Origin of the sequence: Pleionea litopenaei, assembly GCF_031198435.1 — a bacterium.
In the GTDB taxonomy this organism is placed as follows: Bacteria; Pseudomonadota; Gammaproteobacteria; order Enterobacterales; family Kangiellaceae; genus Pleionea; species Pleionea litopenaei.
In genome coordinates this window covers 3,159,494-3,183,309 of the sequence record NZ_CP133548.1, presented here as the reverse complement: position 1 = coordinate 3,183,309, position 23,816 = coordinate 3,159,494, and the positions used below count along the sequence as shown (strand labels likewise).

The 23,816-nt window shown below is 44.5% G+C and carries 23 protein-coding genes; 8 read left to right on the top strand and 15 right to left on the bottom strand.

The window, feature by feature from the left end:
• Nucleotides 1-46: 46 nt before the first annotated feature.
• The gene (locus Q9312_RS14310) at nt 47-1,045 is read right to left on the bottom strand and encodes a DUF3080 family protein (RefSeq protein WP_309201537.1); all 999 of its coding nucleotides are present in this window, start codon (nt 1,043-1,045) and stop codon (nt 47-49) included.
• A 182-nt stretch (nt 1,046-1,227) separates the two neighbouring features.
• Nucleotides 1,228-2,958: an asparagine synthase B gene (gene asnB, locus Q9312_RS14305; RefSeq protein ID WP_353961541.1), complete on the bottom strand. Its 1,731-nt coding sequence runs from the start codon at nt 2,956-2,958 to the stop codon at nt 1,228-1,230.
• Between the two features lie 158 nt (nt 2,959-3,116).
• On the opposite strand from asnB, the gene asnC reads away from it, so the two are divergent.
• From asnC to Q9312_RS14285, 4 genes are all read left to right on the top strand, one after another.
• A complete protein-coding gene (gene asnC, locus Q9312_RS14300) occupies nt 3,117-3,575 on the top strand; it encodes a transcriptional regulator AsnC (protein ID WP_309201536.1) in 459 nt (152 codons plus the stop codon).
• A gap of 34 nt (nt 3,576-3,609) precedes the next feature.
• Nucleotides 3,610-4,854 carry a pepsin-like aspartic protease gene (locus Q9312_RS14295; RefSeq protein WP_309201535.1) on the top strand — a complete coding sequence of 415 codons (1,245 nt, stop codon included), beginning with the start codon at nt 3,610-3,612 and terminating at the stop codon, nt 4,852-4,854.
• 92 nt (nt 4,855-4,946) lie between these two features.
• On the top strand, nt 4,947-5,309 hold the full coding sequence (locus tag Q9312_RS14290; RefSeq protein ID WP_309201534.1) for a BlaI/MecI/CopY family transcriptional regulator: 363 nt from the start codon (nt 4,947-4,949) through the stop codon (nt 5,307-5,309).
• Nucleotides 5,306-6,433 carry a M56 family metallopeptidase gene (locus tag Q9312_RS14285; RefSeq protein ID WP_309201533.1) on the top strand — a complete coding sequence of 376 codons (1,128 nt, stop codon included), beginning with the start codon at nt 5,306-5,308 and terminating at the stop codon, nt 6,431-6,433. Before Q9312_RS14290 ends, Q9312_RS14285 begins: the two co-directional genes overlap by 4 nt.
• Before the next feature lie 43 nt (nt 6,434-6,476).
• Here the strand turns inward: Q9312_RS14285 and Q9312_RS14280 are convergent, their stop codons facing one another.
• The 12 genes from Q9312_RS14280 to gmk form a co-directional block, all read right to left on the bottom strand.
• Nucleotides 6,477-7,082, bottom strand: a complete 606-nt coding sequence (locus Q9312_RS14280) for a BsuPI-related putative proteinase inhibitor (RefSeq protein ID WP_309201532.1) — start codon at nt 7,080-7,082, stop codon at nt 6,477-6,479.
• Nucleotides 7,083-7,182: 100 nt separating this feature from the next.
• The gene (locus Q9312_RS14275) at nt 7,183-8,178 is read right to left on the bottom strand and encodes a Kelch repeat-containing protein (RefSeq protein ID WP_309201531.1); all 996 of its coding nucleotides are present in this window, start codon (nt 8,176-8,178) and stop codon (nt 7,183-7,185) included.
• A 10-nt stretch (nt 8,179-8,188) separates the two neighbouring features.
• Complete coding sequence (locus tag Q9312_RS14270; protein WP_309201530.1) at nt 8,189-8,728, bottom strand: DsrE family protein; 540 nt, start codon at nt 8,726-8,728, stop codon at nt 8,189-8,191.
• 158 nt (nt 8,729-8,886) lie between these two features.
• On the bottom strand, nt 8,887-9,552 hold the full coding sequence (locus tag Q9312_RS14265) for a pseudouridine synthase (RefSeq protein ID WP_309201529.1): 666 nt from the start codon (nt 9,550-9,552) through the stop codon (nt 8,887-8,889).
• A 35-nt stretch (nt 9,553-9,587) separates the two neighbouring features.
• Nucleotides 9,588-11,483 (bottom strand): serine hydrolase, encoded by a 1,896-nt coding sequence (locus Q9312_RS14260; protein ID WP_309201528.1) that lies wholly within the window; start codon nt 11,481-11,483, stop codon nt 9,588-9,590.
• Nucleotides 11,484-11,694: 211 nt separating this feature from the next.
• Nucleotides 11,695-12,579 (bottom strand): methyltransferase domain-containing protein, encoded by an 885-nt coding sequence (locus tag Q9312_RS14255; RefSeq protein WP_309201527.1) that lies wholly within the window; start codon nt 12,577-12,579, stop codon nt 11,695-11,697.
• A gap of 1 nt (nt 12,580) precedes the next feature.
• Nucleotides 12,581-13,780: a DUF418 domain-containing protein gene (locus tag Q9312_RS14250; protein WP_309201526.1), complete on the bottom strand. Its 1,200-nt coding sequence runs from the start codon at nt 13,778-13,780 to the stop codon at nt 12,581-12,583.
• A gap of 82 nt (nt 13,781-13,862) precedes the next feature.
• Nucleotides 13,863-14,540, bottom strand: coding sequence for a tRNA (guanosine(18)-2'-O)-methyltransferase TrmH (gene trmH / locus Q9312_RS14245; protein ID WP_309201525.1), 678 nt, complete (start codon nt 14,538-14,540; stop codon nt 13,863-13,865).
• 163 nt (nt 14,541-14,703) lie between these two features.
• Nucleotides 14,704-15,087, bottom strand: coding sequence for a RidA family protein (locus Q9312_RS14240; protein WP_309201524.1), 384 nt, complete (start codon nt 15,085-15,087; stop codon nt 14,704-14,706).
• Between the two features lie 50 nt (nt 15,088-15,137).
• Nucleotides 15,138-17,240 (bottom strand): bifunctional GTP diphosphokinase/guanosine-3',5'-bis pyrophosphate 3'-pyrophosphohydrolase, encoded by a 2,103-nt coding sequence (spoT, locus tag Q9312_RS14235; RefSeq protein WP_309201523.1) that lies wholly within the window; start codon nt 17,238-17,240, stop codon nt 15,138-15,140.
• Nucleotides 17,241-17,460: 220 nt separating this feature from the next.
• Entirely contained in the window at nt 17,461-17,700 is a 240-nt protein-coding gene (gene rpoZ, locus Q9312_RS14230; protein WP_309201522.1) for a DNA-directed RNA polymerase subunit omega, read from the bottom strand.
• A gap of 100 nt (nt 17,701-17,800) precedes the next feature.
• A complete protein-coding gene (gmk, locus tag Q9312_RS14225) occupies nt 17,801-18,418 on the bottom strand; it encodes a guanylate kinase (RefSeq protein ID WP_309201521.1) in 618 nt (205 codons plus the stop codon).
• Between the two features lie 423 nt (nt 18,419-18,841).
• Between gmk and Q9312_RS14220 the strand changes: the two genes are divergently transcribed.
• Nucleotides 18,842-19,165 (top strand): helix-turn-helix domain-containing protein, encoded by a 324-nt coding sequence (locus tag Q9312_RS14220; protein WP_435408057.1) that lies wholly within the window; start codon nt 18,842-18,844, stop codon nt 19,163-19,165.
• On the top strand, nt 19,155-20,504 hold the full coding sequence (locus Q9312_RS14215; RefSeq protein ID WP_309201520.1) for a type II toxin-antitoxin system HipA family toxin: 1,350 nt from the start codon (nt 19,155-19,157) through the stop codon (nt 20,502-20,504). Before Q9312_RS14220 ends, Q9312_RS14215 begins: the two co-directional genes overlap by 11 nt.
• Nucleotides 20,505-20,823: 319 nt before the next feature.
• Here Q9312_RS14215 and Q9312_RS14210 read toward each other — a convergent pair whose 3' ends face one another.
• On the bottom strand, nt 20,824-21,138 hold the full coding sequence (locus Q9312_RS14210; protein ID WP_000381861.1) for a helix-turn-helix domain-containing protein: 315 nt from the start codon (nt 21,136-21,138) through the stop codon (nt 20,824-20,826).
• Nucleotides 21,139-21,601: 463 nt separating this feature from the next.
• Here Q9312_RS14210 and Q9312_RS14205 point away from each other — a divergent pair, with 463 nt between their 5' ends.
• The gene (locus tag Q9312_RS14205; protein ID WP_011149243.1) at nt 21,602-21,859 is read left to right on the top strand and encodes a helix-turn-helix transcriptional regulator; all 258 of its coding nucleotides are present in this window, start codon (nt 21,602-21,604) and stop codon (nt 21,857-21,859) included.
• Complete coding sequence (locus Q9312_RS14200) at nt 21,846-23,585, top strand: DUF927 domain-containing protein (protein ID WP_309201519.1); 1,740 nt, start codon at nt 21,846-21,848, stop codon at nt 23,583-23,585. The genes Q9312_RS14205 and Q9312_RS14200 overlap by 14 nt, the downstream gene beginning before the upstream one ends.
• Nucleotides 23,586-23,816 lie beyond the last annotated feature (231 nt).

The window sequence follows — 23,816 nt, the reverse complement described above, 5'->3', positions numbered from 1 at the left end:
ACAGGTTTTCGGAGAAAGGTCGATAACGCAAAAGTCGTAAGGTATTCTAAGGCGTCAAGTTGACGTTACATTGAGTAGAAAAATCTGACCAGATTTTAACGTGCTGACGAACCCCTTCAGTCACTCGCTGTGATAGCAACGGCTTTGATGTTAAATCGCTAACAGATGAAAGATTCGACCATTGTTGCGGTAACAATATTTGCCATTGCAAAGCTTCTTTCTCAAGTGCTTTTAATTGGTGTAAGTGTTGATTTAACAGTGACTGACTATGCTTAACAAAATATTTATTTAATACATTTGCTAGATGTTGTGCGGTGAGAGAGTTTTTTTGATATTCACAAACTAAGGGAAGCTTTTCTTGCAAGATTTGATTGGTTTTCTGAAAAAAACTTTCTGCAAACTGCATTTCTCGAAGCAATTCACCCAGCGCTCCTTTATTATCTTCGATGTGCTTAAAGCTCAAAACGACTTGGTGCGATTCAAATCCTTCGACACTAGCGACTTGTTGTCGTATCTGCGCCATAGCGGCCAGTGTTTGTTGACTAGATACCGGATCATTCCGTGCACCCAGTGTCGAATTTGAAAAGGCCTTTTGCCAATAATCACTCGCCCATGTTGTATTCCATATGACCTTCGGTAGTTGGTTTTGCTTATCATTGAAAGCCTGTAACCAATCTTCAGAAAATTCTTGCGAGTCCATTTGGCATTGATACTGCCAAAGCCGCAGCAACTGAAATTCATAAAGCAAACGAGTCATCGCTTCCATGCGTTTACCCGTCGCCGAATTACGCTCACTGATGAGCTGTTGCAGCTCTGGACAATCAACGCTTGAAAAAAAATCACTCCAATTAGCACTGACTCGAGTCTCTTCAATCTGCAATTGACTCTTCGGAGGAAACAAGAATGCTTTCGCTTCTATCGGTGTATCAGGCTCAATATTCGCCAGCCGGTATATTCGCTGTTGGTAATCAGACAATGAAGCTTGCAATGGCAAATAACTGTCGCAGCCCACCATAAAAAAAGTGACGAGAAGACAAATAATCACAATGTTAACCTTCGTGAGTTTAACACCCCGATCATTTACTAATGTTCTACTTTGTAATTTTTGACTTATCGTGTTCACCCGATGCCCGGTTATTTCTCCACTCTAAAGAAGGCTCAGTGTACCCTTTGTACACTGAAAGTCACCAGTCCAACAATTGGTCATCGACTCACCTCTGATGAGTCTCATATCGCTTTTGCGACGTCTTGAGCGCTTGTATCTTTCTGTGAGTCTGTCTCTCGCTGTGCGTTTGTATAGCTATCGGCATGAACGCCTCCGACTGCGCGCCCAGACGGATCCGCCATCGCTTCGAAGGCTTTATCCCAAAGCAAGGCGGTTTCTGTCGAACAAGCGACTGATTTTCCGCCTGGCACGGTTTCCGAAGCAGCGCGGGAAGGAAAATGCTGTTCGAAGATCTCACGATAAAAATAAGCTTCTTTAGTCAGCGGCGGGTTGTGCGGAAATCGAAAGTGCGCTTGCTTCAATTGAGCATCGGTCACCTTTGTTTCTGCTAACGCCTTTAAACTGTCAATCCAACCGTATCCAACACCATCGCTAAACTGCTCTTTTTGTCTCCAGCAAACTTCTTCCGGAAGAAGATCAGCAAACGCTTCTCGAAGAATGTGTTTTTCGATGCGGCCATCTTTGATCATCTTCTGAGCGGGATCGATTTGCATTGCGACATCAATAAACTCACGATCTAAAAATGGCACTCGCGCTTCAACGCCCCACGCCGCCATCGATTTGTTTGCCCGCAAACAATCATACCAATGCAACTTCTCAACCTTGCGCACAGTCTCAGCGTGAAACTCTTGCTCGTTCGGAGCTTTATGAAAATACAAATAACCTCCAAACAACTCATCACTGCCTTCACCAGACAACACCATTTTAATACCCATCGCTCTAATTTTTCGTGCCATTAGGTACATGGGCGTCGATGCTCTTATCGTGGTCACGTCATAAGTTTCTAAGTGGTAAATAACCTCGCTTAGGGCATCAATCCCTTGCTCAATGGTATAGATAAAATTGTGATGAATCGATCCGATATGATCCGCTACTTTTTGCGCGGCAAGTAAGTCAGGCGAACCTTCTAGACCAATGGCGAAAGTATGAAGACTTGGCCACCAAGCAGCGCTTTGCTGATCGTCTTCGATTCGTTTATCAACAAACTGCTTCGCCACCGCGGCCACAATAGAAGAGTCGAGACCACCAGACAATAAAACGCCATAGGGAACATCGGTCATAAGATGCCGTTTGATTGCAGCGGTTAATGACTCTCTCAATAAACCGCTATCAAAAGGCCTTCCAGTAACGTGAGCAAAGGATTTCCAGTCACGCTGATAAAAAGGTCGTATTTCGCCGACTTCACTATCAAGATAATGGCCAGGGGGAAAGGTTTGTACCGACTCACACACCGGCGTGAGCGCTTTCATTTCACTCGCAACGTAAAAGTTGCCTGACTTGTCAAACCCGGTGTACAGCGGGATGATTCCAATGGGATCTCGAGCAATCAAATATTTTTTCCGGGTCTCATCGTATAAAACAAAAGCAAACATTCCGTTGAGTTGCTGCAATAATTCTGTTCCTTGTTGCTGATACAACGCCAGAATAATTTCACAGTCAGAGGCGGTTTGATACGGGTAGTCTGGTGCTAACGCTTGGCGGAGTTCTCTATGGTTGTAGATTTCGCCATTCACCGCGAGTACCTGTTGTTTATCGGCAGAATACAATGGCTGTGCCCCGTTATTAACATCCACAATCGCCAGCCGCTCGTGCACCAGAATAGCTTCATTGCCTTGATAGACCCCAGACCAATCAGGACCACGGTGACGCTGTTTACGAGAGAGTTCAACGGCTAACTCACGCAATGGCAACAAATCGGTTTTAATATCGAGAATGCCGAGAATTGAGCACATAATAAATCCTATTTAATTTTTTCGTCTTTAGATAAAGCAATCATTAACGAAACAGGCAAAAAAGAAAATAGCATTTAATAAAAATAGCTCTACAGCAATAATTCATTTAATATTTCCTCATATATTAATCGATTCGTTAAAAAATCGAGGTTCTACTGATGGAAAATCAAAAGATCGACAATTTAGATAAAAAAATCATCAATGCATTAGTTAACAATGCTCGAACGCCTTACGCTGAGCTGGCTAAACATTGTGGAGTGAGCCCAGCAACGATTCATGTTCGTATCGAAAAGTTAAAAAGCTTAGCGATCATCGAGGGCACTCATCTGCGGGTTAATGAGAAAAAGCTTGGCTATGACGTCTGTTGCTTTATTGGAATTAATCTAAAAAGCGCTGGCGACTACCCTGCCGTTCTAGCGCAACTAAAAAACATCGATGAAGTGGTCGAGGCTTATTACACCACGGGTCAGTACGGTATTTTCATTAAAATACTCTGTCCTTCAATCGATGATTTGCAATGGCTTTTGATTGATAAAATTCAATCTATCGAGCAAGTTCAGGCGACAGAGACATTGATTTCTTTACAAAACCCAATTCATCGAAGTATTGTACTTTAACCTTTTGAGATATTAGCCAAGTAACGATTCACGAATGGATTCGGCAAAAAGTTTTAAACTCTACAACGTATACGCCCATGGTACCTATACGCTTGAAGTTCGTATTGGGAGTGAAGAGGCATCGGCCAACCTGATTCTCGACACTGGCAGCAGTACACTAGTGGTACAGTCAGAAGACTATGATGGTAAAGATGATAAATACTTAGTTGCTACTCCCTTTGCACAAAGTATTACCTACGGATTAGGCGGTTGGTATGGACCTGTGGTCAAGAGCCAAGTGAGTATTACTTGCTGTCACGATCAAACATTGCAGTTAAACGATGTGTATATTTCAATTGCTCTACGTGAGCACGAACATGGCTTTGCTCAGGCCGATGGCATACTCGGTTTAGCCTACTATAAACTCAATAAGGCTTACGATCTCACCGCTGTTTTTGATCAAGCCGCAATGACTTATCAATGTTTTCCTAGCCCTGTTTATGAACAACTGTCGACACACTCATTGCCGGAGTTTAAAAGCTTTATTCGCCAATACCCGAGAGAATACCTAACGCCATATTTCACTGCGTTAGCGCAGCAAGGAACCATTGCTAATCAATTCGCCTTTTCAGTTCAACGCTCAAGTATTTTTCACCCAAGAGAAGGTATGACTGAACTTGAGCTAAAACAAGAGCCGCTTAATCAAGGCGAACTTGTTGTTAACTATCCTCGTCAAAGAACCGATCTCTATCGAGGAACTTTTTCGGTCATTAAAGTGCTCGATGACAAATATTACAATGTGCACGTCGAGTCGATTCAAGTCGGTGAACACACACCACGTTCAGCGCCTCTTCTCAAGCACATCAATCGCCGTTTTCGCACCAACGGCATATTTGACTCAGGTGCTTCTGGCATAGCTTTACCGCAAAATTTACTTGAACAGGTGCTCGAAGATTTGATTGCTCACAATGAAAACTTTAGCAAGCTACTTGAACCTTATTACACCTTTGAAGGAATCGAAGAAAGTGTTCCGCTTGATGCTCTGGACCTTTCACAATGGCCAGATATACACATTCACCTTATGGGATTGTATCAACCACGGGTGACTCTAACCTTAAAACCCTGGCACTATTGGCAAGCTCATGCGCCCGATCATGGCCGCGCTTCCTTTCAGTTTGTTAGCTTAGCTCACTGGCCGAACCAATGCATTTTAGGCCTGCCCGCCTTTGCTCCTTATTATGTTATTTTTGATCGTCGCGAAACTGAGTTTGGTGCAATTTTTATTGCTGAGAAAGTTTGAATCAAATAAAAAAGTAACTTTTTCTTGCCTTATAGTATTACATCTGTAATCATAATTAATATTACACATGTAATCGCAAGGATTAAATCAATATGACGATCAGCGACTCTGAGCTTTACATTATGGACATTCTTTGGTCCCAATCGCCACTCAATGCTAATCAAATCGTTGAACGCTTACCTACAGCTCTCGACTGGACCGACAAAACAGCAAAAACCTTAATCAATCGCTTACTAAAAAAAGGCGCGTTAGACTTTCAAAAAGAGGGACGGCATTACTTATATTTTCCAACCATTACACGCCAAGAAATTCAGTCAACCACATCAAAACAAATACTCAGCCGACTATTCAATGGAAAACTCTCAACCTTAGTTTCTCACTTTGCCGATCATGAAAAGCTTTCAGACAAGGAAATAGCTGAACTTGAGAAAATTATTAAGGATATGAAGCCATGAGCGAACTTTATTTACTAATCATTCAAATTAATCTATTAATTAGTGTAAGTATCATAGGACTTTTACTCTTTCGATACGCACTTCGCCTACGATTAAGCAGTGTCTCTTTATATTGCTTATGGAGTGCTATACCACTGATTTTATTTTTTTACTCCATTTGGCCTAACGGAGCGACCAGCTACACAACCACGCCTTTTCATTCAATGGTGCTAAAACCAAGTTTAGACTTTGCTGTAATAAGCACGGAGAGTTTTCCAATACTAAGTTGGTTTATTGTGATTCCGATGATAAGCCTTGTCGGTTTTCAATTAGTTCAATTGTTTTCACTCTATCGTCAGCCGACAATGGTGTTAATCAACGTGAACGAAAAAAACGTTCAAGTCAGAGAGCAGAGTTCAAATAACAGTCCTGCTATTTTTGGTTGGCTTTCTCCAACCATTTGGCTACCTAAGCACTTTGAAACTATTTATAGCGTAGAACAGCAAAGAATCATTATTTTGCATGAATTAACACATTGGAAGTCAAGAGACCCATGGAGCAATTGCTTTGCTTTTTTACTCCTTTGCATAGGCTGGTTTAATCCATTAATTTGGTTTGCTTTTAAAACATTTCGTCGCGATCAAGAGCTTGCCTGTGACGAGCGAGTTTGTGCAAAGTTACCACGAAGAGCATACTCAAATTATGCGCAACTTCTCTTAATCTCTGCAACAGGAAAACCGGATTTACTCACTGCACATTGTGCGCAACCCTCGCTAACCAAGGAGCGAATAATGAACATCAAAATGATGAAACAAAGCAAAGGACTTCCACTATTAAGCTTATTAGGGTCAGTAATATTTGCACTCTCAATCAGTGCAATGTCTCAAGTGGAAAGCGAGACAACCGTTTCTTCGATCGTTAACCCACTCTATCCGAGGCAGGCCGCAATGGAAGGTGTCGAAGGCTATGTAAAATTTAAATTCGATATCGATGCCTCGGGCGCCCCGCAGAATATCGAAATAATTGAAGCGCAACCGACAAACACTTTTGAAGCAGAGGCGACCAAGGCATTCACACAATGGCGATTTAAACCAGAAGGTAAGAAAGGTGCGCAGTACACGTTAGAGTTTAAATTACAACCTTAGCAATAATCGAGCATGGTAAGCTTTGACTTACCATGCTCAAACACTACTGAACTGAAAAGGTGTTTCTACTTTCAAACTGAGTTATTTCATTATCTAGCAACTCATCATTACTCAAATCCGACAATGCTATTGCGGCCGTCACCGTAAACTCGCCAACCGAGAAATCGTTGGTTGACATAGATACGACAAACCGGCGTTGTTCACCTGGCGCGAGTAATTCACGTCCCAAGACTTGGGCGTACATAACTCTGCTATCAAAATCATACACGATGTCTTCATTCGCATTTTGAACAACCGCTCGAAGTCTTTGTGAACTGGAAAAATCAATTTGTTGATCGCTGCTCGATTGGTTAGTCAGAGTAAAAATTAAATAAAAGGATTCACCTTGATTAAAGTTAGACGCCACTTGACCAAAATTATCTTCAAACGCCAAGGCAGCAGAAAAAGTATGGTTAACAAAATCACTTTTTTGAGATGGCATAAAATCCTCTTTAGTGGTGTCTTTACACCCAACCATAAGCGCAAAGAAAGAACCTAGTGCTAATCCTATGCTGCACTTTTTCGCCGAACGGTAGGGCAAACATAATAACTGTGAAAGTCGAGTAACATCAAAATACTGCCGACCATCGACCGTATTAAACAGAAACATTTAACATTCTCCATCGATTACAGAATCTCTAGTATTCGCTAACGATACTCGGCGAACTTGGTTGACATATGACGGTAATAGAACCATGTTTTCAGTATTTTTAGGGTTTAAAAATACTGACTCGCTTACTCGTTTGATTTGCTCCTGCTTTGGCGGCGCCGGCAATAACATAAATCTCATCTTCGACCGCGATGGCCCCTAATCCATGTCGAGGCACCGGCATCTCACTCACTTTTTCCCAACGATCGGTCGTTGTGTCATAGCACCAAACGGCAGAATAGACTCCGCCACCTTGAGTAAAATATTCACCACCAAAGACATACAGATTGTTATTCACAGCGGCAGCGGCAAGACCTCCTTGCGCGTCAGGTAATGGCGCTCGGACGTCCCATTTTTTCGAATCGAAGTCATACACTTCATGCGTTGCTAGATTGCCGCCAGCGACCGTACGACCACCAATAATATGCCAATGATGATTGACCACTGCAGCCGCCGCACTGTTTCGCGCGGTTGGTGCTGCCGTACCAACAGACCATTCATTGTTCGCAACATCAAAGATTAAATGCTCAGCAACGTCGTTATGATCTTTCCACTGACTATTTTTTAAGGCGGTTGGACGTCGGCCCGTTGCTAAATGAATGCGACCTTGATGGATGGCAGAAACCGTTTCGCACAATGGAAAAGGCATCGATGCTAATGATGTCCATGCGTTTCCTCGCAACTCTAAAACGCGAGTGCTGGCTGACCATTGCCCGCTGTTGTTCGCAGAAAATCCGCTTAGCGCAAATAGGCGTTGGTTGAGACTCTGCAACATAACATGATGGCTCGGCTGCGGTAAATTGGGTAACTCTATCCATTCAACCGGTTTGGCTTGCGTTGCCAAGAATGGGAAGCCGAAAACCTTATCTGACATAACTAGTTCACCAGCATTCGAACGAGATAATCCTCCGGCGACCACTAATAAGTCATCATGCAAAACCGGATAGATTTCTTGAGTCGCCAAGGGTAGCGGAACTGCAGTGCGCCAATTCGATGATGCCAGACAACCCGTCGCAGCACTGCCTAACACTAACGTTAAAAACTCTCGACGCTGCATTTCGTCCTCCTTAAAATGGATTCAGGGTATAGCCTTGTTGTTGCAATAGAGCATGAGCGGTCATTGCAGATAAAGCAACTTTCACACCCGGTAGAAACTCATCATTCGCAATGTCGTAATAAGTCGACGATTGGCCGCATACAATAAACGACACATTATGCTTCATTAATTCCTCAATTAAAGGCTTGTTTGGATTGCGACGAGAAAGCTTATTTTTCGACGCTTGGTCATTCAATAAGTCATGCAAAGCCTTACCATGCACAACCAAAGCTAATTCAATATTGTCTGGATTGACGCCCGCTTGAACATGCATATTAAGAAAGCGCGCGAGAGAATTGATTCGTCGATTAACGTCGTCATCGGGTCCTGCATCAGCGAGATCAAAAGCGACTTTGAACCCTGTTGTTTCGGGAAATTTAAAAGTCGTTTCAACCGTTGCGTTCGGTCCATACTGTTTAATCAAAGGTCCGGTGTTAAATTTATTGTCCGACGCAGATACACCGCAGGCAATAACAAGAGTGACGATTAAATATAAACAATGACTTTTCATTTTATTTCCTCGACGTTTGAATATTCGCAGACTGAAGTTTGATTACCCTGCTTTTAACCATTATCGTTCAACGATGATCTTTTAATGAAGACCTTTTAACGATGTCCTTGTAACGATTTCCTTGTACCGATTTCCTTGTACCGATTTCCTTGTAAAGGTTACCACCCTACCTTTTCAAGCTGCTCTTCAATTAGAGTGTGTAGTTCAGTCTCTAAAAAATAACGGCCACTGAGAAACGGAGCCTTAATCTGATGGCGTTGGCCATGATCGTTAAACGTCAAACAATAGTGATGCAAATAGCAGCGATCGCTGGCATTGTCTTTTTTGCCATAGCGAGTATCTCCTAAAATTGGTGCGCCATTACTTTTCATCGCCACTCTCAGTTGATGTGTTTTACCCGTCACAGGCTTCAGCAAAGCAAGGCGCACACCATGTTGATAGCCCAGACTATAAAAATACGTAATCGCCGGATTTGAACACTTGCGGGTCAACATCCAGTTACCATTTCTCGCAGGCTCCATATCGCCCTTAATACACCCTTGTTTTTTATTCGGCTTCCCTTCAGTTAAAGCTATGTAAATTTTATTGACCTCTCGATCGGCGAATTGCTGCGACAATTGTGCCGCAGCTTGACTATTTTTCGCTAAAAGAAGGACACCCGAGGTGACTTTATCTAATCGATGTACGGGTGCTAAGAACTCCAAATTAAGCCGATGCTTAAGCTCTGCGATTAGGCCAACACCTTGTTCGCTATGTATTGAAGAATCGATAGGCTTATTAATAGCGAGCCAATCTAAAGTCTCTTCAAGTATCGACACCTCCATCGGTTTACATCTCGTTCTCTATCATCAATTGATCATTACGCAAACGTGCGCAGTCCGATAACGCCAAACCAAAGTAGGTACGCAGTCGCGACGAAAAAAACGAAGCTGGACAATGCACAAAAGTAACGCGTGACGATATTAATGTCATATTGCCAATAGCGAATGCACGCGATAACCGATGCAACACTGGCTAAAGCGAATAAAAGGGTGGACCCGCACAGTAACCATGCCGTCATGGTCGGATTACCCAAGGTTTGCAATACGCCACTGCCTTCTGCAACGATAATAAAAATCATAAAAAGTACAACCGAAAGTGCCGCGATAAACGGCGGTATTCTGATCCGTGTGGCAGGCCCTGCTGCAATAGACTTCATCAACCGGCGAACGAGCCAGATCCAAAACCAGATGAGATGTGCCACGATAAGGGCTAGGAATAACCAAAAAAACGATTTCAGCAAAAGCACTTTCCAATAGGCAATCTTTTGAAAATATCGAGTCCCTTGTTGAATCACAGGTCCACTGTCATCTTCCAGTAAAGCCATACTTGCTCGACTGTGCTCTTGTTGTCGCAATAATTTATTATTGATAGGAAAGTAAGCTTTTTCACTGTTCTCATTCACGATAATTTTATCGGTACTAACTTGGAACCGCACGGTGCCGGTTAACGGATCCATAAAATAAGCCACTTGTTGTCGCGGATTGACTGGCAAATAATAACCGTCATAACGCTGTACGGTTTCGGCATCGAGACTCGTCGTTTCTGGTCGCTTTGGTCCAGAATGTCCGAAAGTGATGTAGCGTTTAATTTCTTGACTGATCTGCTTAAGTGTTTCACCTTTGTCGCTGTTAAGAATGATTGAATAGCCAACGCCAATGGTATTCTCATAGGCAAGTTCAGCAATGCCACCTTCTACTCCACCATTGTGACCATGAAAGACAAAGTTCTTAAACAACGACGTATAATTAGCGAGACCATACCCCGTCGTCATGCCACTTTTTACGGCTAAGGAACTGGTTGGTCGCTCCATCCGACGAAGACTCTCTTTGCTTAAAATACGCTCGCCATTAAACTCTCCCTGATGGATTAACATACTCAACAACTTTGCCATGTCACGCGCCGAAGCATTGACGGCACCTGACGGTCGCATCAATATGTGCCAGTAGTCGACTGGTTTGCCTGCACTGTACAGCGCTGCTGTTAAAAACTCATTTTGTGGCTGTCGATAGGTTGCACTGCTCATGTCTAAAGCATCGAATAGATTTTTTTGCACATAATCTTCAAACGACTCTCCCGTAATACTTTCAATAATGTAAGCAACCACTGGAGGCCCTGAATTAGAATAGGACATACGTTCACCTGGTCGCCATCTTGAGACCCGGGAGTGTGGATGAAACGCCAACCCTTGCTTCAAAGTCAGTGGGCTTGGGTCGTTATTGGCAAATTCCGTTAAATGAATGTCATCCCATCCAGCAGTGTGCTCTAACAGGTGAACAACGCGAACAGGATCGGTCTCTTCCCAAGGATTAGTAAACTCAACGTCCGGAACGAGATCGCTAACCTTCGCATTTAAATCAAGCAGTCCTTTTTCTTGTAACTGTAAAGCCGCTAATGCAACAAACATCTTCGAGACTGAACCAATTCGGAATAAGGTTTCAGCTGATGCTTTTCTTTCTTCTTCGACATTTGCATCGCCAAAACCGGCAACCAGTCTTTCACCTTGCTTATCTACAATAGATATCGCTGCACCCGGTGTATTTGTTTCTTTCAAAATTGTTTCTATACGACTGGACAGTTCTTGAATATCTTTTGCCGGTTTCGAATTTTTTTCTGCGTCATCCTCAGCTGCATGCAATCCAATAGAGGTCAGAAGCAATAGCAGTGGTGTCAAAATAAACCGTTGTTTGATCGTTGACTTAGTCTGGAGGCTCATCGTGTTAAGTCCCATTGTGTATTTAAATGTTTTGAGTATCTGGATTTTGAATTGCCACTTTTCTTAGCACTTTGGTTTTAGTCCGCTAATTAAAGATGATTACATTGACTCCGTTACTTACCAAAGTAACTCTATCATGCTGGCCCTTCGTCACCACAAGTTTTACATCACCACAAGTTTTACATCATCACGAGTTATACATCACCACAAGTTATACATTGTAAGGCTTTTGTGCAACAAATGCTGACATCGGCCGACCATCAGCAAGCCACTCAACCGCATTCCTCTTAATCGTAAAGTCACTGAATACGCTTGCTAATTCACCGGGTTCCAATAGAAAGTTCGGGTTTCTCGGTGATGAAATCTTTTCGCAGCCTACCAAAAAGGTTTGATAAGCCACTACTCCTCCAGGCTTCAACCAACCTTTTATCAGTGGCAACAATGGTCGGTGTAAATAACGACAGACAATAACGAGATCGAATGCTGCCGGAAAGTCATTAGGCAGTTGAATGTGACCAGTACTGGCTAATTCCTTTTCTAAATCCAGCTGGGCCCAGTGAGCTTGTGTCTCGTAATGCTCCGCTGTGCGTTGCGCTCGCGCCAGCGCGGTTGCAGAATAATCGACACCATAAACTTGATGACCGAGCATCGCTAGATAAATGGCATCGCGACCGCTTCCGCAAGCAACATCAAGAATCTGCTTTTGAGAATCGCATTCGGTCGTTAGGTTTTGAATAGCCTGCTCTATAAAAGGTGCTGGCCGCCAAAACTTAGTGTTTTCAGCTCCCGTTTCGAGCAAACTAGAGGCCATAAAATGTGACAACGAGGTTAACGCGCACCAATCAAATTGATGACCGATTTTAAAATGTCGTTCGTTAAAAAACTGCAGCGCACTCGCTTGTGACGATTGATCTAGAATGAGATGAATCGTCGCACTTTTTACGGGTAACTCGTGCATTCGATCAAACAGCGTTGAGGCAGGAATATTAACGCTGCCCATGCAATGTTGCTCAATAAATTCTGACCGACTTCGACAGTCTACGAGTGCCTCGCCTTGTCGAATGATTTGAGTCAATACCTCTAAACTATCGCTCATATTAAGTGATGTTCATCGGCTTCGAGCTAACACCATAGGTTAATTTTCGCCAAAGAAGCTCTAACGGGCCTTGAGTAAATGTTCGCAACCAAATGACCGAAAAAATGACGATCACTAACCAAATTCCCAAAGTAATCATAATGAGCTCCGGTCGTTCCACTTGGCCAAAATATCCGAAACCAAAGCCATAAAATAGTGTCGTTGCCAGCAAAGACTGCAAAATATAATTAGTAAATGCCATACGGCCAACACTTTGCAGTCCACGCGAGACTAACCCAGAAGAGGTTTGAGAAATCAGCATGAATAACGCCAAGTATCCCATTGCGGTGAACAGGCTACCCCAATAGTTGAACTGCATTCCATGAGCCATCGAAAATGACCAATGAAAGTTGTGCGCAAAGTTTTGTTGAATACCGAACGCCGTTAGCAAACTACCACAGACAATGCCACCCATTGCCCAAAGCAGGTAGGTCGATTTTCGCCACTCAAACGTAAAAAAGCCACTGCGATAGAGCACTATTCCAATTAAGTTTAAGGCGATGATTCTCGGTAAATAAAAAATCAAATAGGGTTGTAACGTTAGCGTCTGCTCGACTCTAAAAACAAACGACTCGTACCAAGTTCCTTGATAGGCATTTAATTCTTCAGCCAAAGCTTCTGCCGTTGGCTGCCACATGGGTAGAATACTTTTTGCAACCTCCTCTTCTGGCAAAATAGGGATGACTAATCCCTGCAACAGCATAAACGCCGAATAGAACGCTAACAAACCCGCGGCAGTGATTAACAAGGTTTTCTGTGTCGACTTTAGCATTAAATAACTAAGGCATCCGGCCAACGCATAAGCCGTTAGAATATCGCCCCACCAAATGAAGTAAGCATGGATGAGTCCAAATAATAACAACCATCCCATGCGTCGATAATGGCGGCGACCAGCACTGCCTTCTCGCTGTGAAACACGCTCACAAAAAATCGCTATACCGACGCCAAACAAGGTTGAAAAGATACTCATAAACTTAAGGTCGAAAAGCAGGTGAGTGAATAAATACGCTAACACATTGGTGTCAGAAAACTCGCCATAACTGGTCGGGTTACCATAGGCGGTCAGAGGCATCGAGAATGCCTGGATATTCATCATTAATATACCCAATACGGCAATGCCACGGATAAAGTCTAGATGATGATTTCGAGTTAGATTTTCCAAACGTTTAACCTTGCTAACTAATTTACTATTAATGTCTTGCTCGACATGAATTTATTACAGTCCTTAAAAAAAAAGCCAGTAATTAAACTGACTTTCTTAAGGCTTGCCATTCAGGATCGTCGATATCCCCAAACTCATTTATCTCGGGATAGCGTATTTTATGTTTCTGACAAAACCGCATGACTTGAGGGTGTAACCACTCAAAGCATAGGCGCTTATAATCATCGTCAGGGATCCTTCGCTTTCCATACATATCGGCTAGCTCTCGTTGCCGTTGAGCTTCGTATAAAATAATGGCATTTGCCACAGATACATTTAACGACTGCACCATTCCGAGCATAGGAATCAAAATGTGTTCATCAGCGGCTGCGGCAGCTTCATCGGTGACACCATATTTTTCGGCTCCAAGGAGAATACAAGTCGGCTTGGTGTAATCAATACTGCGAAAATCAACCGCCCGATCTGAAAAATGAGCCGCTAAAACTTGCATCGACTGGCCTTTCACTGCATCAATAGCATCACTGAAGGTATTGTATCTGTGCGTTTTAACCCAACGATCACTGCCCATCGCTGTGCCACTGCATCGATTCAGTCGACCTTCGGCTTTCACCGCATGAACTTCTCCAATGCCCACCGCATCAGCGGTGCGCACCACCGCGGCCAAATTATGCGGCTTATGCACTTGATCCATCAACACGGTTAGATCGGGTTGTCGATCATTAAGCAATTGCGTAATTCGTGCCAAACGATTTTCTTTCATGGGTCTTTCCAACTGACTAAGACTTGTGAATGCTTTAGAGTGCTTTAGACTAGATTAAAATGTTAAGAAAACTTAGGTTCTTGAAAAGCCTAAAATTAAGACCCTTAAGATTCTATTTATAATCAATTCACCCAGTGCACTTTACAGCAAAAAACGTAAAAACTTAACCAACGACCATTATGCCATCCATTTCAACATTCGCGCCCTTTGGTAACTCTTTTACTCCAAGCGCTGCACGTGCTGGATAAGGCTCAGCAAAGTACTCAGCCATAATGCTGTTAACGGTTGCAAAGCAAGACAAGTCGGTTAGAAATATATTGAGCTTAACAATGTCATTCAAACTTCCGCCACCCGCTTCTGCAACAGCAGCAAGGTTTTTAAACACCTGATGAATCTGCTCTTCAATGCTTGCGTTTTTCAGTTCCATGGTCACTGGGTCCAAAGGAATTTGACCTGAAAAATACACCGTATTTCCAACTTTGGTCGCTTGAGAATAGGTGCCGATTGCCGCAGGTGCTTGATCAGTTGAAATAATCTCTTTAGTCATCATCATTCCTTTTCTAGAATTCGTCTTACTCTAATTTCAAATGAGTGCAGTTACTTACTGCGCATTATTTTATTAACAAATTTATGTCGTCGAACTTTTCGTATGATATTCGCCAGATGCAAACGATCGCGTACGGTCATGGTAAAGTTCAAAATATTAGTCACGCCATCTTGTGGATCAATATCAATATTTACTATATTGGCTTCTGCATCAGCAATCACACTGGTCACGCGTGCCAACACTCCACGCTCGTTAAACACCACAATTTTCAGTTCAACGGTAAACTCGCCGGCAATGTTCTCTTCCCATTGTACGGGCATGTATTTGTGATCATCGGACTGATGTTTGGCCACATTCTTACAATCAGCGCGATGAATAATAATACCGCGTCCTGCTGAAACAAAAGCAACGATAGGTTCGTAAGGAATGGGATGACAACACTTAGCGTAGCTCACCAATAAGCCTTCGGTTCCACGAATCGCTAACGGCTTTTGATCATTCGAATCTTGTTCTGACTCAGTATCTTGTTTTGGCATTAATCGATGCGCAATCACAATGCTTGCCAATCGGCCTAAGCCAATTTCTGCGAGTACATCATCGAACGATTTATGTCGAATATTGGTCGCAAGTTTTTGTTTAGTGTCATCACTAAAATCTTTAAGCGTATGTTCACCTAATGCCCGCTCAAGCAGTCGCTCACCCAGTTCAATCGCTTCGTCTTGACGAAGATGTTTTAAGAAGTGACGAATGTTCGCGCGCGCTTTTCCGGTAATCACAAAACTTAACCAACTCGGGTTTGGTTTCGCTCCGGGGGCGGTAATAATTTCAACGGTGCTGCCATTGATTAGCGGAGTACTTAGCGGCATGATTTGCCGATCGATCTTACACGCGATACAACTATTACCGACATCGGTATGAATCGCATAGGCAAAGTCGATGGGCGTGGCGCCATGCGGCAATACAATAATGGAACCGTTGGGAGTGAAGACAAAGACTTCATCTGGGAATAAGTCAATTTTAACGTTTTCAATAAACTCCATGGAGTCGCCTGCTCGGCTCTGTAACTCCATTAAACTTTTCATCCATTCGCGAGCTTTTAATTCCGCTGGATTTGAGTCGTTATTTGACTTATATAACCAATGCGCGGCAACGCCGTTTTCGGCCATTTGCTCCATCGACTCGGTGCGAATTTGCACTTCAATATGCAGCCCGTGTGGGCCCTTCAAGGTTGTGTGCAAACTTTGATAGCCATTCGCTTTAGGAATGGCAATGTAATCTTTAAAGCGCCCAGGCACTGGAATGTATAAACTGTGCAAGAAGCCTAAAATTCGATAGCACGTATCTTCTGAATCACAAATCACTCGAAACGCGTAAACATCCATGACTTCATTGAACGAACTGCGCTTCTCTTTCATCTTACGATAAATACTGAACAGGTCTTTCTCTCGACCCAGTACGCGGGCGTGTAAAACATCGGCCTCGAGTCGTTCTTGTATCGTTTCAATTATAGTATTAACGATTTCTTTGCGGTTACCCCGAGCTTTCTTGACCGACTCTTTTAACACGCGATAACGCGCCGGGTAACGAGCCGCAAAACCCAGATCTTCAAGCTCGCCACGAATACCGTACATACCCAATCGCAATGCAATAGGCGCATAGATCTCGAGGGTCTCATTGGCTATGCGACGTCGTTTGTCTGGACGAAGTGAGCCGAGGGTGCGCATATTGTGGAGTCGGTCAGCAAGTTTGATCAAAATCACTCGAATATCTTGCACCATCGCCATCATCATTTTGCGGAAGTTTTCCGCTTGCGCTTCGGCACGAGTGCGAAATTTGATTTGTGTTAGCTTACTCACCCCTTCAACTAAGTCGGCTACTTGATTGCCAAACTGCTCCGCTAACTGTTCCTTCGAGACGTCGCAATCTTCGATAACGTCGTGCAGCAAAGCAGCCATTATGGTTTGCGGATCAAAGTGATATTCGGCCAAGATTCGTGCCACAGCAACCGGATGAGTAATGTAAGGATCGCCAGATGAGCGCAATTGCCCCTGGTGAGCGTCGCGAGCAAGAATATAGGCTTCTTGCACCTGCGCGACTGGCTCGCTATCGAGGTAGGTTTCCAGCTGTTCTTTTAAACCTGCGAACAAATACAATCTAACTTCTCCGCCATTCGAAATGAATACTCGTCAGTAATGACGCACATTGACTCAACTATTATTAAGCCGGCAAGACTTAATGCCTTAGGAATATTCGGTTTTAACGTTGCAAAACCTTTGAAAATGCCTTCTATTGAGAATAATAGAACACATAAAAGAAAGCTACCGCCTCACAGCTGTGAAAGGCGGTAGCTTACTAAAAAAGACTGAACAAATATTATTCAGCGTAACCCATATCGTCTTCAACGACTTGACCGAGGCGATCGACGTTGCCGCGGTTTACTAATCCTTCTTCGATTTCACGTAGTGCAACGACGGTAGGCTTGTCGTTATCCCAATCAACCATCGGGTCTTTGCCCTGTGTGGCTAATTGACGGGCGCGCTTAGACGACACCAATACGAGATCAAATCGGTTACCAATCTTATCGACTGCATCTTGAACGGTCACTCGTGCCATTCGCTTCTCTCCACTTACTTAAAAATTGACTTAGCCGCCGCTGACCTGGCTTCACCACAGCAGCGCAAAATAGCCGTCTATAATAACCCAGAAACCAGCCCTACGCCAAAAGATTGTTGATTAATTGCTCATGCCGTTGCGTTTGACTGGCCATCATTTGCCGTTCGGCGATAAAAATTGCAGCCAACTCTTGTTTCGCCACATCAAAATCATCGTTAATGAGCAAATAATCGTACTCGTTAAAGTGTGACATTTCTTCTTTCGCGGCGGCCATGCGACGCTCTATCACCGATTGATCATCTTGCCCACGCCCCTGCAGTCGCTCAGCAAGCGCTTCACGAGACGGTGGTAAAATAAAGATACTGCGGGCTTTGGGCATCAACTGACGGATTTGCCGAGCACCCTGCCAGTCAATTTCGAGAATAACATCAATGCCTTCATCAAGCTGCTGCTGCACCGACTGCCGCGAGGTGCCATAGTAGTTGTCGAACACTTGGGCGTACTCGAGGAAGGCTCCGTCGCTGATCATCTGCTGAAACTCAGCGACCGCAACGAAATGATAATCTTGTCCGTCTACTTCGCCCGCTCGTTGCTGACGAGTCGTGTGCGATACCGAAATGCGCACGCCATCGGTATCGGTAATCATCGCCTTTAACAAACTGGTTTTGCCTGCACCACTGGGTGCAGAAACAATATAGAGGGTACCTGAATTAGTCATGCTCACCTGTCAGAATGGTTACTGCTAGCCAAAATCATAGCAGTATTTGCTACGAATTTAAGCCTTTTGTTCTGCTATTTCGATACAAGATCATGAAACTTCAAATTACGCGATAGCCATTGTCGATTCATGCTTACTCAATATTCTGGATCTGCTCATTGAGTAGCGGGTTAGACCCTAACAAAATCAATGATTTATCGAAAAGAAACCGTTCAAAAATGCCTGTTTGCCCACCAAACTGCCCACCACTTGCCTATGGCTTTTACGAAATCTTAGTGGTTAGCAATGGAAAAAAAGTGCCGTTTTTTTGCTGCTGTTAGTACTTAAAAGTAGCAGTTTTGAAGGGCTTTATCGAGTAATTTTTTCAACACTCTACGCACTGATGGATATTATAGTATCCAAGTTCTGTTTTATTTCGCTATAATGGATATAACTGTATCCATTTGGTCTTTGCGGATGAATTTTACCTTACTTGATGATACCGATGTAAGCCAAGCTTATGCGGCTTATTTACGTGAGTTACGCAAGCAGGCAAAGCTGTCGCGCGCTGCATTGGCTGAGCGAAGCTGTGTACCTGCGGCCACCATTAAGAAATTTGAGCTGACCGGGCAAATTTCATTTCGTCAATTGCTGTTGCTATGGCAGACACTTGATTCGCTAGATAGGCTTTATCAGCTCACGCAACTTAGCAAAGAACGCGCTGCTATACCCACGAGTATTGATGAGGTGCTAAAAGATGAGTTTTAAACCGATTCAGAAGCTTAATGTTACTCGTACGCTAAGCTCAGGTAAGCAGATATCTGTTGGAGTCTTGGCGCAGAATCGGCAAGGCGTTTTTTTTCAGTATACTGACGACTATTTGCAGCAGTTTGGCAATTTATCACCGTTTACCTTGCAAGCGAATACGCTAGTTCAAGCCGCACCTAAAGCGCCGCACCAAGGTGTACATGGCGTATTTGGAGATTGTTTGCCCGATGGCTGGGGCATGTTGTTACAAGATCGTATTTTCCGGCAAAAGGGCATCCTACCTAATCAATTAACGGCGATGGATAGACTGGCCTTTGTCGGTGATAAAGGCATGGGAGCGCTGTCTTTTTCTCCGGTGTCTGAGTTTTCAGCCACGACATACGCGGACATTGATTTAGCAACCTTGGGCTTAGAAGCACAAACGCTGTTCGATGCTTCAATGTCAGATTATATGGACGACAACCACGATGAGTTAGATGGGCATACTCAACAGGTGTTGGCCGCATTAGTCGCCGGAGGTAGTTCGGGTGGGGCCAGACCTAAGGCACAAATTTATATGCCTGCTGGGGAAACTCAGCATTGTCGAACCTTCGCTCAGCTTGGAGATGAGGCTTGGCTGGTGAAGTTTACCTCTAAAAATCTCGCACTTGGCCATGAAGAAGGTTTGTGTGAGGCGGTTTATTTACAAATGGCTGAACAAGCGAAGTGTCAACCACCAGTTTGGCAACTCATTGAAGCACCACCTACAAGCGGTGCGTCTGCTTGGTTGGCGCTTAAGCGTTTTGATTATGTCACTGAACAGGCCGACTTAGGCAGAAAGCGCAGTGCAGGTCGATTGCATATGCACAGCGCTTGCGGGCTGCTGGATGTAGACTTTCGAACGCCAAGTTTAGATTACATTGATTTAATTAAAGCCAGCCGTCAGTTGTGTAAATCGCCAGCGGCTGGACAGCTGCAATTTCGCCGTGCCGTTTTTAACCTGCTGTCGTCTAATCAGGACGACCACAGTAAAAACTGGGCGTTTTTGCAAGCGGATGACGGTCAATGGGATCCTGCCCCTTTTTACGATGTTACCTACAGCCCACATCCATTCAACGAACACGCCACTGCGTTCGGAGGTTATGGTAAAGCGCCACCGCTTAAGGTGATGCAAAAACTTGCTACCAGTGCTGGCTTTGCGAATTGGCATGATGCAAGGCAAGTCATTGAAGAAGTCGCAGAAGCCATCAGCCAATTTACGTATCTGGCACAGCAGCAAGGGATCAGTAAAACAACAGTGTCTGCGATTGCTAAGACATTGGATCAGCGCAAACAGGAAAATGCAGCGCTTTTTCAATGAAAGTAAAACAAACTTTTCAATTCACAATAAATACAAGGTCTACAGATTGTTACCCATAAAGTCACTTTGTGTAGACCTCCAACCTCTGCATTCCCCCGTTCGGTAAAACGCAAAGACGAGTACTCAGCTTGTATTGCGCACTTTTACGCGCATAAAAGTGCGGAATTTTACATTTTTATGCGCATAAAAGTGTAAACGGGTTCTGGTTGAGTATAAATCAGCCCCTTAATAGCTATCTTTCTTCTTTGAAGCTGGCTGGCATTGTTTGCCAAGTTTTAGCGATGTGGACATGAGCAAATGCTATAAGAATATGACGCCCTTATTTTTTATTTAGCAATTGGATGTCTTGGATCTTTCTTCCCAGCTCGTCATCACGGGCAACCTTGGTTAGGTCGTCTAACAAGCCTAGGACTGCCAAAACCTTAACGTAGTGACCAAGTGAAACGGAAGGATCACCTTTTGATATTTTACGCAGTGTTGGCTTAGAAATCCCTGTCCTACTATGCATCATTTCTTGAGTAATGCCGCGTCTCTTCATCGCCAATGTTAAGTTTTCGCCCAAGATGTTTAACATCTTCCTTTGTCTAGGGAATATGACCGCAGTGCGTTTTGATTTTGGCTCGACAGTATCCATAATGAAACTATGTTTTCTTAAATCTTAATTTAGTGAAATTATAGTTTCACTTTTATCTTCAAGTTGTAAAGCAATAAATTGCCATCTCTCGAAGTAAAGTGAGCCAAGACCTGAACAGGTCATGTCGATTTTTTACTGTTTTTTCGACATGACTTTCTTGTGTGTCGATACACTCGACATATCAACACTCAATCCATACGACTCACCAAAACTGAGTTTTGAGTAGGAAACTTCAAAGCAGTACGCCATCCCTTGGGCTTTTGGGGCAGTCTGGGCAAAGCCTTAATTCACGCCACTTAGCAATACGCTAACCCTGCCCACAGGGTATTTATGACTTGGGGCATTATGTAAATTCTGGGGCAAGTAGCTACTTGTACCCTCAGAAAGCTGCACGATCTGGGCATTTATCTGCCTACTGCGTCCGATTAGTACTGGCAAACTCCTAACTGAACTTAACAGATCAGTGAGGAAGCAAACGATGAACCCAACCACACAATCACCCACAAACTCAGTACACCCAGCGCGTCAGCAGCGGATTTTGCGCTTGCCCGAGGTAAAAGCCAAAACGGGCTTTGGCCGCAGTACCATTTATGCCCTGATGGCCAGCGGTGAATTTCCACGCTCCATTCGTATTGGTGCGCGTGCCGTGGGCTGGTTAGAAAGCGATATCGACCAGTGGATTGAAACCCGCCGTATCGGTGCTGCTTATGGCCGTGGATAAACCATCTGCATTAAACCAATTATCTGCCAGTGATATGCCTAGCAACGAGCCAAAATTACCGGCTGGTTTTGCTTATAACGCGCAAAACTGGCTGGTGATGCAACCAGCAGGGCAAGATAGCCCAGTCAAAATCTGCTCTTGGCTGCAAGTAGCTGCTCGTACTCGCGATCCACAAGGGGACAACTACGGCTATTTATTGCACTGGTTAGACGATGACAATCGCCATCGCTATTGGGCCATGCCCGCAGAACTCTTAGCAGGAGACGGCAGCGAGTACCGTCGAATCCTACTCAGCCGAGGAATGCGCCTAAGCAACAGTGTCAAAGCGCGGCAGTTGCTCTCGCTGTTTATTCAACAAATGGGCGAACTGGCTACGCAAAAGGCTATCAGCGTGAACTGTATTGGTTGGCATCACCACGCTTATGTGCATCCGCGCCTCACCTTTTACCCAAGCGAACACAACAACCCGCGCATGGTGCTGCAAACCATGCACCCGATAGAAGGCTTTATTCAACAAGGTAGTAGCGACAGTTGGCGGCAGCACGTTGGCCGTTATTGTCTAGATAACCCGCTATTAATTGTTGGCGTTTGTGCTGCGCTGGCCGCGCCTTTGTTGCACTTGTGCGGAGTGGATGGTTTTGGTTTACACCTCTACGGTGCCAGCAGTACTGGTAAAACTGCGGCGCTGTATCCGGCATTATCGGTGTGGGGCGAACCTAATCAACTGCGCCACAGTTGGCGTGCCACGGCCAACGGTTTAGAAGGCACTGCGTTAGCCCATAACGATGCCTTGCTGGCGCTCGATGAAATGGGCGAAGTTGACCCAAAAGAGGCAGGCGATGTCGCTTATATGCTTGCCAATGGCCAAGGTAAAACCCGTGCAGGCAAATACGGTGAAATGCGCTTACCCGCCCGTTGGCGTTTGGTGTTTTTATCTACTGGTGAAGTGACGCTCGAAAGCCATCTTGCCAGTATCGGCAAACGCGTGAAAGCGGGGCAGCAAGTGCGCGTGATTGATCTCAGTGCCGATGCCGGAGCGCAAATGGGCGTGTTTAACCATTGCCATGACATGAATGCCGCCGATTTAGCCGATCATCTAAAACAACAAAGTCGCCAACATTACGGCAGCTTGGCTTTGGACTGGTTACGGTATTTAACGCAGCACAGCGCACAGGTGCGACCCGTTTTCCAAAACGTACGCCAACGTTTTTTAGCTAGCTTACCAACCGAGGCTGACGGCCAAGTGCGCCGGGTCGCCGAAAAGTTTGCCTTACTGGCCAGTGCTGGGTTGTTAGCCATTCAAGCCAAAGTACTCGATTGGTCAGCTCAAAGTGTCGAAGCCGCCTGTTTAAGCCAGCTTAACCAATGGATACTTGCCCGCGGTGGTGTGGCCGCCAATGAAGACCAACAAGCGATTCGCCAAGTGCGTAGCTTTATTGAACAGCATGGTGAAAGCCGTTTTACACCCAAACAAACCGGTTACAGCAGTCAAGTACGCCAGCGTGCAGGTTGGCTTGATACTTCTGGTACACAAACTCTCTACCTGTTTTACCCAACTGGCTGGCGTGAAGCCACCGAAGGCCTAAGCCCAGATCGCGCCGCCAAAGCGCTGATGGCCGCAGGCTACCTAGTCCCTGATGGCAACCGACCACAGCGCAAAGTCAGCCTGCCCGACAACACTCGCCCACGCATGTACTGTGTTAAAGGCAGCATTTTGGATGACTAAAGAGGCGATGAATCCTATGTAGGCTTGTCGCCTTGCAGTAAACCGCCAGTCAACCTAAGGGCTGGGCGAGGCTTGAAGTCCAACACAGACAATACCGCCAGAGGCATTCCCGTGAACCGCCAGCGTACCAACAACCGGCACCGAACGAATAACAAATACGCTCAATTATTTGGTTTTAACTCAAATAAGTTGAGAATAATCATAATCGTGGTAGGGTAAGCAACAGTGAAA

Excerpts from the sequence above, each read along its gene's own strand:
- Q9312_RS14255 (WP_309201527.1), bottom strand. The coding sequence starts at position 12,579 with ATGAGCGATAGTTTAGAGGTATTGACTCAAATCATTCGACAAGGCGAG.
- Q9312_RS14275 (WP_309201531.1), bottom strand. The coding sequence starts at position 8,178 with ATGCAGCGTCGAGAGTTTTTAACGTTAGTGTTAGGCAGTGCTGCGACG.
- Q9312_RS14215 (WP_309201520.1), top strand. The coding sequence starts at position 19,155 with ATGAGTTTTAAACCGATTCAGAAGCTTAATGTTACTCGTACGCTAAGC.
- gmk (WP_309201521.1), bottom strand. The coding sequence starts at position 18,418 with ATGACTAATTCAGGTACCCTCTATATTGTTTCTGCACCCAGTGGTGCA.
- Q9312_RS14290 (WP_309201534.1), top strand. The coding sequence starts at position 4,947 with ATGACGATCAGCGACTCTGAGCTTTACATTATGGACATTCTTTGGTCC.
- Q9312_RS14285 (WP_309201533.1), top strand. The coding sequence starts at position 5,306 with ATGAGCGAACTTTATTTACTAATCATTCAAATTAATCTATTAATTAGT.
- rpoZ (WP_309201522.1), bottom strand. The coding sequence starts at position 17,700 with ATGGCACGAGTGACCGTTCAAGATGCAGTCGATAAGATTGGTAACCGA.
- Q9312_RS14220 (WP_435408057.1), top strand. The coding sequence starts at position 18,842 with ATGGATATAACTGTATCCATTTGGTCTTTGCGGATGAATTTTACCTTA.
- Q9312_RS14270 (WP_309201530.1), bottom strand. The coding sequence starts at position 8,728 with ATGAAAAGTCATTGTTTATATTTAATCGTCACTCTTGTTATTGCCTGC.
- Q9312_RS14260 (WP_309201528.1), bottom strand. The coding sequence starts at position 11,483 with ATGAGCCTCCAGACTAAGTCAACGATCAAACAACGGTTTATTTTGACA.
- asnC (WP_309201536.1), top strand. The coding sequence starts at position 3,117 with ATGGAAAATCAAAAGATCGACAATTTAGATAAAAAAATCATCAATGCA.
- Q9312_RS14200 (WP_309201519.1), top strand. The coding sequence starts at position 21,846 with ATGGCCGTGGATAAACCATCTGCATTAAACCAATTATCTGCCAGTGAT.
- Q9312_RS14265 (WP_309201529.1), bottom strand. The coding sequence starts at position 9,552 with ATGGAGGTGTCGATACTTGAAGAGACTTTAGATTGGCTCGCTATTAAT.
- trmH (WP_309201525.1), bottom strand. The coding sequence starts at position 14,540 with ATGAAAGAAAATCGTTTGGCACGAATTACGCAATTGCTTAATGATCGA.
- Q9312_RS14240 (WP_309201524.1), bottom strand. The coding sequence starts at position 15,087 with ATGACTAAAGAGATTATTTCAACTGATCAAGCACCTGCGGCAATCGGC.
- Q9312_RS14295 (WP_309201535.1), top strand. The coding sequence starts at position 3,610 with ATGGATTCGGCAAAAAGTTTTAAACTCTACAACGTATACGCCCATGGT.
- Q9312_RS14280 (WP_309201532.1), bottom strand. The coding sequence starts at position 7,082 with ATGTTTCTGTTTAATACGGTCGATGGTCGGCAGTATTTTGATGTTACT.
- asnB (WP_353961541.1), bottom strand. The coding sequence starts at position 2,958 with ATGTGCTCAATTCTCGGCATTCTCGATATTAAAACCGATTTGTTGCCA.
- Q9312_RS14210 (WP_000381861.1), bottom strand. The coding sequence starts at position 21,138 with ATGGATACTGTCGAGCCAAAATCAAAACGCACTGCGGTCATATTCCCT.